This window comes from Shinella sp. NM-101 (genome assembly GCF_021401195.1).
Classification (GTDB): Bacteria; Pseudomonadota; Alphaproteobacteria; order Rhizobiales; family Rhizobiaceae; genus Shinella.
On the sequence record NZ_JACBFT010000040.1, the window covers coordinates 1 to 6,822 of the forward strand.

13 protein-coding genes are annotated in these 6,822 nt (G+C 62.6%); 2 read left to right on the top strand and 11 right to left on the bottom strand.

The window, feature by feature from the left end:
• Positions 1 to 305: 305 nt before the first annotated feature.
• From L0976_RS28285 to L0976_RS28300, 4 genes are all read right to left on the bottom strand, one after another.
• On the bottom strand, positions 306 to 614 hold the full coding sequence (locus L0976_RS28285; protein WP_234190686.1) for a hypothetical protein: 309 nt from the start codon (positions 612 to 614) through the stop codon (positions 306 to 308).
• A complete protein-coding gene (locus L0976_RS28290; RefSeq protein ID WP_234190688.1) occupies positions 611 to 796 on the bottom strand; it encodes a hypothetical protein in 186 nt (61 codons plus the stop codon). Before L0976_RS28290 ends, L0976_RS28285 begins: the two co-directional genes overlap by 4 nt.
• Positions 797 to 902: 106 nt before the next feature.
• Complete coding sequence (locus L0976_RS28295) at positions 903 to 1,700, bottom strand: hypothetical protein (protein ID WP_234190689.1); 798 nt, start codon at positions 1,698 to 1,700, stop codon at positions 903 to 905.
• 85 nt (positions 1,701 to 1,785) lie between these two features.
• Complete coding sequence (locus L0976_RS28300; RefSeq protein ID WP_234190691.1) at positions 1,786 to 2,106, bottom strand: DUF736 family protein; 321 nt, start codon at positions 2,104 to 2,106, stop codon at positions 1,786 to 1,788.
• Positions 2,107 to 2,620: 514 nt separating this feature from the next.
• On the opposite strand from L0976_RS28300, the gene L0976_RS28305 reads away from it, so the two are divergent.
• Both L0976_RS28305 and L0976_RS28310 read left to right on the top strand, forming a co-directional pair.
• A complete protein-coding gene (locus L0976_RS28305) occupies positions 2,621 to 2,872 on the top strand; it encodes a type II toxin-antitoxin system prevent-host-death family antitoxin (RefSeq protein ID WP_234190702.1) in 252 nt (83 codons plus the stop codon).
• Positions 2,865 to 3,260 carry a type II toxin-antitoxin system PemK/MazF family toxin gene (locus L0976_RS28310; RefSeq protein WP_234190710.1) on the top strand — a complete coding sequence of 132 codons (396 nt, stop codon included), beginning with the start codon at positions 2,865 to 2,867 and terminating at the stop codon, positions 3,258 to 3,260. The genes L0976_RS28305 and L0976_RS28310 overlap by 8 nt, the downstream gene beginning before the upstream one ends.
• Before the next feature lie 640 nt (positions 3,261 to 3,900).
• On the opposite strand, the gene L0976_RS28315 is transcribed toward L0976_RS28310, so the two are convergent.
• From L0976_RS28315 to L0976_RS28345, 7 genes are all read right to left on the bottom strand, one after another.
• Positions 3,901 to 4,122 carry a hypothetical protein gene (locus L0976_RS28315; RefSeq protein ID WP_234190712.1) on the bottom strand — a complete coding sequence of 74 codons (222 nt, stop codon included), beginning with the start codon at positions 4,120 to 4,122 and terminating at the stop codon, positions 3,901 to 3,903.
• A complete protein-coding gene (locus tag L0976_RS28320) occupies positions 4,119 to 4,541 on the bottom strand; it encodes a hypothetical protein (RefSeq protein ID WP_234190714.1) in 423 nt (140 codons plus the stop codon). Before L0976_RS28320 ends, L0976_RS28315 begins: the two co-directional genes overlap by 4 nt.
• A 58-nt stretch (positions 4,542 to 4,599) precedes the next feature.
• The gene (locus L0976_RS28325) at positions 4,600 to 4,872 is read right to left on the bottom strand and encodes a hypothetical protein (protein ID WP_234190716.1); all 273 of its coding nucleotides are present in this window, start codon (positions 4,870 to 4,872) and stop codon (positions 4,600 to 4,602) included.
• Positions 4,865 to 5,230, bottom strand: a complete 366-nt coding sequence (locus tag L0976_RS28330; protein WP_234190718.1) for a hypothetical protein — start codon at positions 5,228 to 5,230, stop codon at positions 4,865 to 4,867. Before L0976_RS28330 ends, L0976_RS28325 begins: the two co-directional genes overlap by 8 nt.
• A complete protein-coding gene (locus tag L0976_RS28335) occupies positions 5,214 to 5,450 on the bottom strand; it encodes a hypothetical protein (protein WP_234190720.1) in 237 nt (78 codons plus the stop codon). The genes L0976_RS28330 and L0976_RS28335 overlap by 17 nt, the downstream gene beginning before the upstream one ends.
• Positions 5,447 to 5,788, bottom strand: a complete 342-nt coding sequence (locus L0976_RS28340) for a hypothetical protein (protein WP_234190723.1) — start codon at positions 5,786 to 5,788, stop codon at positions 5,447 to 5,449. Before L0976_RS28340 ends, L0976_RS28335 begins: the two co-directional genes overlap by 4 nt.
• A gap of 70 nt (positions 5,789 to 5,858) precedes the next feature.
• Complete coding sequence (locus L0976_RS28345; RefSeq protein ID WP_234190725.1) at positions 5,859 to 6,707, bottom strand: DUF932 domain-containing protein; 849 nt, start codon at positions 6,705 to 6,707, stop codon at positions 5,859 to 5,861.
• Positions 6,708 to 6,822: the final 115 nt, after the last annotated feature.

The following is a 6,822-nucleotide window of genomic DNA, read 5'->3' on the forward strand; positions in this document are numbered from 1 at the left end:
GCTATTGGGGAGCGCGGGTTTCCTCCGCCTGCTCCGCTCACCGGCGGGGCCGGTTCGCTGCGGCCGCGGCCGCGCCGTCCTCACGGCGCTGCGGCTGGATAACGATCGGCACCATCGGGAAACGGTCATTACGAAAAGAGCACGACCAGGCGGAAGAGGAGAGCCTATTCCACCTCTATCGGGCGGGCAGGGGAGACGAGGGGAGGGGCTTCGGGGCTCCCCTCGGACCGCTTCGCGCCCGCTCGATGCGGGTGCCGAACGGTAACGACGCGGTTGCCCCTCCGCAGCCGGAGGGGCAGGAGGCGCTACTTGATGAAGCCGAGCCGTTCGGCGATGGACGGCTCATGCTCGTGGCCTGCTTCTCGCAGCATGGCGATCATATCAGCATGATCGAGATTGCTGACCTCATAGCCATTGGCGCGGGCTTCCTCAATGATCCCTTCCAAGGTGGGAAACTCCTCCAAGACGACGCCGAGCCAGATTTCCGGCGTCCCGCAATCACCATCGGCCTCGAAGCCCTGCAAGAAATAAGTTCGCAGAGGTGGATCGTAGCCGATGACGGCCTCGTGGTCCGTTCGTTCGCCCTTGCGAAGCGTGATCGTGTAGCGGCTCATTCGTAAACCTCATTCAGAATGTCCCAGCCGGTCGCCCACCTCGGATCATCAAAGTCGGGCGCATCGATCGCGCCGCTTTGCAATTCCTCTATGGCGCTTTCTCGATCTGCCGCATCAATCTCGACAGTGATCCGGCGCTCTGCCCGGAAAATCTGGACAATCGTGACTCTGTGCTTGCTCATCGGATTTCCTACTCTCGGTTGATGACAGGCTTGCGATCCAGCCCGTTGCGAAAACATGCGCCAGCAGGCAGGTCCGGCCATCGGTCGGATACCGGCCTGCAAAGCCCTAGAATGCGAAAGCGGTCTGGCCGCTAGCCTGCGTGTAGGTGGCACTTTCGCCCGCCACGTAGCGTTCCCGGCCAAGCTCGGACCATTGCAGATATCCGGCACGGTCATAGCGAAACCAGCCGTCCTCGATGCCGAAGATCATCCCCCATGCCGCGTCCTCGGCGCATTGGCGGCCGGTGTTGATCGGCCAGTGTTCCGCGCCCTTCTCCTGACGGCAAACGCTTGGAGCGGAGAAGGAACGGATGACCGCTCCGCGTTCGCTGGGTTCGGTCGCGCCGATCTCGCGCATGATCTCGCGGGCCTCGGCGGTAGTGATATAGCCAGCGGCCCGTTTGTCGTCATGGCGAGAATAGCGGCAGCCATAGGTGACGGCGTTCATGATGCAGGCGGGTTCGGTGAATTCCTGCGTTGCCAGCAGTTCACGCCATTTCCCGGCTGTGACCAGATCGACGGCGTGCCACCAGCGGGCGGTCGGGGCACTAGTATAACCGTAGCGGTTCGGCGCGCCGTCGCGGGCGATCTCGAAACCAAGCGCCGCTTCGACATGGCGCACGTAGGGATGGGTGGCCAAGCGCGGATGGCGCAGGCCGAGTTTGCGCGGCTGCTCATTGTCAGGGCGGCAGACCTCGATGGGAAACTGGAACATGCGCGACGGCAGGTGCCACGGCGCGGATATTTCAAAGCCGTGCGGGACAGACAACGAATTGTTGATGTCGAGAACGGCAAGGTTGGGTGCAAACCCCTTTTCCACCAGCGCCATGCCGAGGGTGTCGGTGCTCGGGCTGTCCATGGTCATCCTCCTTTCCTGAAATCTCTTTCCTTGGTATCGGCCTGCCCGAAGGGAGCGATCCCCTCGGGCAAACCTGCGGTCGGCTGGTCGATCAATCCCACGGAATGACGGCCATCAGGTCTTCGTCGTCCTGACCGGGGAAGCGGCCGAGATTGGCGTTGAGCCTGCCGTGGCCGGTGCTAACGGAGAGGCTGAGATAGTCGCCGCCGTTCTGGTTCTTTTTCTTCCAGATGCCGCCGAGTTCGAGCCGCCGTCCACGCGGGGACTTGGCATGGATGCGGTAGACAGGCGCGTCCTTGTTGGTACTGCTGAAGGGTTCGCCGGTGATGTCGATGTCGTAGGCGATGGAGGCGATGTTGCCGGTGAGGGTGCCGTCTTCGTTGAAGCGGATGAAGTTGGTCAGTTCGGTCATGGTCTGTCTCCTGAGTTTGCGTTTTCCCGCAGGGGAAGCCCCCTTGGGCGAAGCCTCCCCGGTCTTTCCGGGGGAATGGCCTCTGACATTCCCCCGGACAGAGGGGGGAGGGCGCAGCCCGCCCCACGGCGGCGCGCGGGCGGATCAAGGGGTCGTGGCGGGGAAAAAACGGAAGGTTCGGCGCGTAGCGGTGAAAGCCGTTTTTTTTCCGACGCGACAAGCGGCTCTGCCGCGCCTGCCCCTTGAACCGAACGCCCGGCGATGTCAGGGGCGAGACGAACGATGCGGCCCGCGCGCGGGCCTCAGTGCCGGATGCGCAGCAGCCGAGAAGGACAAGCGATCGTCACCGGCATCGGCGGAGACGGCCGCAGGCTGGCTCCGTGCCCCTTCGCATAGAGCGCGCCGCCCGAAACGGGCGGTGGCCCAAGAATCTCAGCCCAGCTGCGTCATCGGAATCCAATTGCATATTTCGCATGATTTACGTATATTAGGTAGAACAGTCATCGAGGCAACCATGAAGCAGTTCACCTTTTCCGATATGAATCGTGCGTCCGGGGAAATCCTTGAGGCCGCGCTGATCGAGCCGGTCGCGCTCACCAAGCGCGGCAAGCAGAAGCTGGTGATCCTGACGGCGGAAACCTATGAGCGTCTGAAGGGTCAACCCCAAGCGCAGGCTTATCGGCTGGAGGATGCACCGGAACATATCCACGATGAGTTGATGGAAGGTATCGATGCAATCCTTGACGGGAAGCATCACGATGCTTGAACGCGGCGAGATCGTCCGCTTCCATTATCTGTGGGCGCGCCAGGCACAAGCCGGCGAGGAGTCCGGCCGTAAGGCGCGTCCCGTCTGTATCGTCGTTCGCACCCCCGGAAATCCCGGCGCGGTCTTCCTGTTCCCGATTACATCGCAGGAGCCGCCGCCGGATCGGATCGCACTTGCTTTTCCCGAGATGGAATGCCGCCGCACCAACCTTGCCTATCCGTGCTGGATCATCCTCGACGAGTACAACCGCGTCGAGCTCGACAAGGCGTTCGATTTCGAGTCGACCAAACCGCTTGGCAATGTGAGCGCGGCTTTTCTTGAGAAGATCGCGGCCGCTGTGAAATCGGCTTCGACCCAGCGCGTGCTGAAAGGTGTAACGAGATCCTGACCTATTCCCGGATTAGGCTACACCGTGATCGCTCCGGTACGCAGCGTAGCGAGCGCGGCCCGATCCTGTGAAGAAGGCGAATATCGGAGAGATCAGCATAGCGCCGGCCTATGGCCGGGATTTCGGGAATTCTCGCTGCGTTGTGTGCGGAAGAAGCGCAGCCGCAGGAGCCTCAGCATAGCGACCCGCAGGGAAGGCGGGGTCGACTGCGCCCGCACGCGGCGCGCCGTTTTGGCGGGGGGGCAGGGGAGTTCGAGGGGCGGGGCTTCGGGGTGCCCCTCGTCCTGGTCCGATCCGCTCGACGCGGGGAGGACAAGGCACGCGGCCAGCCAGCTCGCCCGCCGCAAGGTTCGCCAATGCAACAGACGCCTGACCGCAATGGCCAGGCGTTTAGCGGTTCCGCAAGGTGAAGGCTATTTCGAGATCGTCCAGCCATCGGCCGTCCGTTTGATGGCAGCATTCTCGCCATGCTGGTCTATAAACACGCGATCCGCCTCCATTCGTCGGCTGCGGTGTAGGTCGCTGGCGCGATGGCCACTCGGCCTGACGCACCAGACTCCGATAGGCTTGCCGCAATCGGGGCAGCCAACCGCCAGGACCGGATGGACGTGAGCGGTGAAGTCGTGCGAACCGGATTCCATCATGCGCCCCTTTGCTCGTTGGAAAACAGGCTCTTGGGCCAGTCCGCCAGCGAATAGTCCGCGAGCCAGGACGGGCCGCGCGTGTTGCGAAGGTGCTGCAAGGTGCCTTGGGTGCGCCCGTCCATCCAGTCGGCCAGAAGGTCGTCCTTCCAGTTTTCGCCATGGGCAAGAGCGTAGGTGGTGACGGCGGCATGTTCTTCGGTGGTCAGAGGCTCGGTCATGACAGGTCCTCGTGCTGGGCCGCGAAGACTTTCTCCGGGTAGTCCTCCGGTAGACCGAAGGCTTCGAGCGCGGCATCGAGGGCGATCTGGATATCCGACCAATCGACCTGTTCGGGATTGTACATATAGGCTTCGATCAGGAGGCGGCAGGCATCCGCTGCCCGTTCGGGGCGCTCGACGCCGGGGATTTCGCTCCAGCTATCGAAGGCGGAGAGGGCCGCGCACATGCGTTTCACGTCGAAGTCGAATTGCAGGGGCTTCGAGCGCGACCGGCCAGCGATGGTCGCTATATGGCGCTCCTTCCCCGGCATCATGAAAAACAGATTGCGGCGGCCAAAATCGACCGTCGCCGTGGCGACGTAGTGACCTGCACGGATTTCGCCGTCCGGTCCAAACAGGACAATATTATCCTTCGTCATCAGAAGGCTCCTTTCAGTGGGTGGTGAGGAAAGCGTTTGAGCGGCAGAAGCACCGGCATCATGCCGATGCCGTGTTCAAATATCCGACGGCCTGATCGATTGTGCTCCCGATCTCGTCCATGGCACCTACGGCGTCTTCAAGGGCGTAGGCCGCCGCCTCCATCGCCTGCCCTCGCTCGCTGCCCTGGAAGCTCTCGGACAGGTTCTCGAACGCCTCGCTTTCCGCGTCTTTGATCGTTTCGACCTCGGACCTGATTTCGTCTGCAATCCCCTTCAAGGTATCGAGGCGGTCGATAAGGTCGGCGATGGCCTTGCGGCGTGCTTTATTCATGGTCGGGACCTTCCTCTGTGCTGGTGGCCGCGCCGTCCTTCAGGTCGGCTATCGCTGACCTGATCGCGCCGAGATCGTCATCAATGCCCTCTTGCAGAGGATCATCCTCGAACCCCGACATGAACAGCTCGGCCCGCTGCAAGGCGTCCAGCATCCTTTCTCCGATGCTTATGGACCGGGGATTGCGGGAAGCGGCGCGGCCTTCGGCCTTGGCGATGGTCGCCAGCGCGCCGGGCAGCCATGCGCTTAGGATCGGGTCGCCTTCGTCGTTCGCCAGCTTCACGCGAGCGACGGCGAGTTTGAGCGTCTCCAGCAGCTCGGGCGCGGCTTCGCGAAGTGGATCAGCGTTCCCCTGCATCGCAACCTCCATTCATTGCCCGGATGGTCCTGCCGGTGGTGAGGTCGACGACCTTCCATTCCCATGCCGGATTTTCTTCGCTGTTTCTGTCTATGAAGCCATGAGCCTTTTCGGCGGTCGCAAACCGGATTGCATGGATGCGCAAGCGGTTGCTTCCCCGGTTGCTCAGGAATGACCAGCTTTTCGTGCCGACGACGCGGCACTTGATTGCGTAGCTCATGCCTCACCGCCTTTCGATGCGGTCGCGATCTGGTCTCCGTCCTCGTGGTTCGTCACCAGCTCGGCGGCCGCATGAGGGACTGAACAAAAGGCAGGGCGTCTCGGCACGATGCAGGAGAAGCCGCTATCGGTCGAAACCCGGAACCCTTCCGGGGTTTCCTCCTCAAACCAGCGGTCTCCGGCTTCGATGCAGTCGCGGATGTTGTTCAGCGTGATGAAGAATGCGCCGCCCCAAGAGGAAGGGACGCGAGCGTGAATTGCATTGGCTAAGGCCATCGGGCGAACATGGCCGGTGATCTCCCGCAAATTGGAGATGACGACGGGATGCGCGGGCTTCATGGTAGAGCCTCCGATTTTTTGGTGATGGGGAGAGCGCCGCCGGGTAGCAACGGCGCTCTTGTGGGTCCGGTCAGGATTTCAGCGCGGCCATCCGCTCGCCGAGCAGCCAAAGGGCCTTGTTCAGCTTGATGTCCTGATCGATCCCGTTGACGGCGCGGGACGTCGCACGGCGCGGCCTGCCGAGATCGTCGCGGCCGACGCCGCGCAAACCGCCCTTGATGGCGTTTTCCTGAACCACATTCCAGACGGTCCAGAGATCGTCATTGCGGTCGTCGTGCCGGCGGGGAACCAGCAATTGCTCCGCCTTGATCGGCGTCTTGGTCTCGCCCTCGTTGTCCCCGAACCGGAGAACATGCGCCGCATCGGCAAGGATTTCCTTCTCCTCCTGCTTCAGCCGCATGCCGGACCAGTCCTGCGGGGCCGCAAGGGTGCGCTCGGCCTCCCCGAGGACGCGATAGGTGCCCTCGATGACCTTGTGCTGCACGTCGCCGGAATGCCGGACCTTGATGGCGTCGATGGTTCCGGTCTGCGTTACCAGCGAGTTGAGGCAACGGATGCGGAAGAGTCCGGCCATCAGCTCGTAGGCGCTGGTGCCGTCATTCGCGTTCTTCAGGAGGATTTCGCAGACGGTGTCACCGACATGATAGACCTTGCCGTCATCGATCCGGCGCATGCGAATAAGGTGCTTGGTGAAATCGGCCTTCCCCTCGATGCGGCTGCTGGACTGCTTGGCGCCGACCGGCATGAAGCCTTCATTCATCAGGCCGCGCAGCACCTCGATGGTGGGGATGGGCTTGAAGCGCTCGGACCTGCTCTCATGGGCGGTCACGGCGAAGATGGACGGCGCGATGCGGCGCATTTCGGCTTCGGTCAGGGCGCGGCCGGTGTCGAAACGGGCGGTCTGGGTGTAGATGCTCATTTTCTGTCTCCTTTTTCCCGAAGTCCCGCAGGGAAGCCCCCTTGGGCGAAGCCTCCCCGGTCTTTCCGGGGGAATGGCCTCTGACATTCCCCCGGACAGAGGGGGGAGGGCGCAG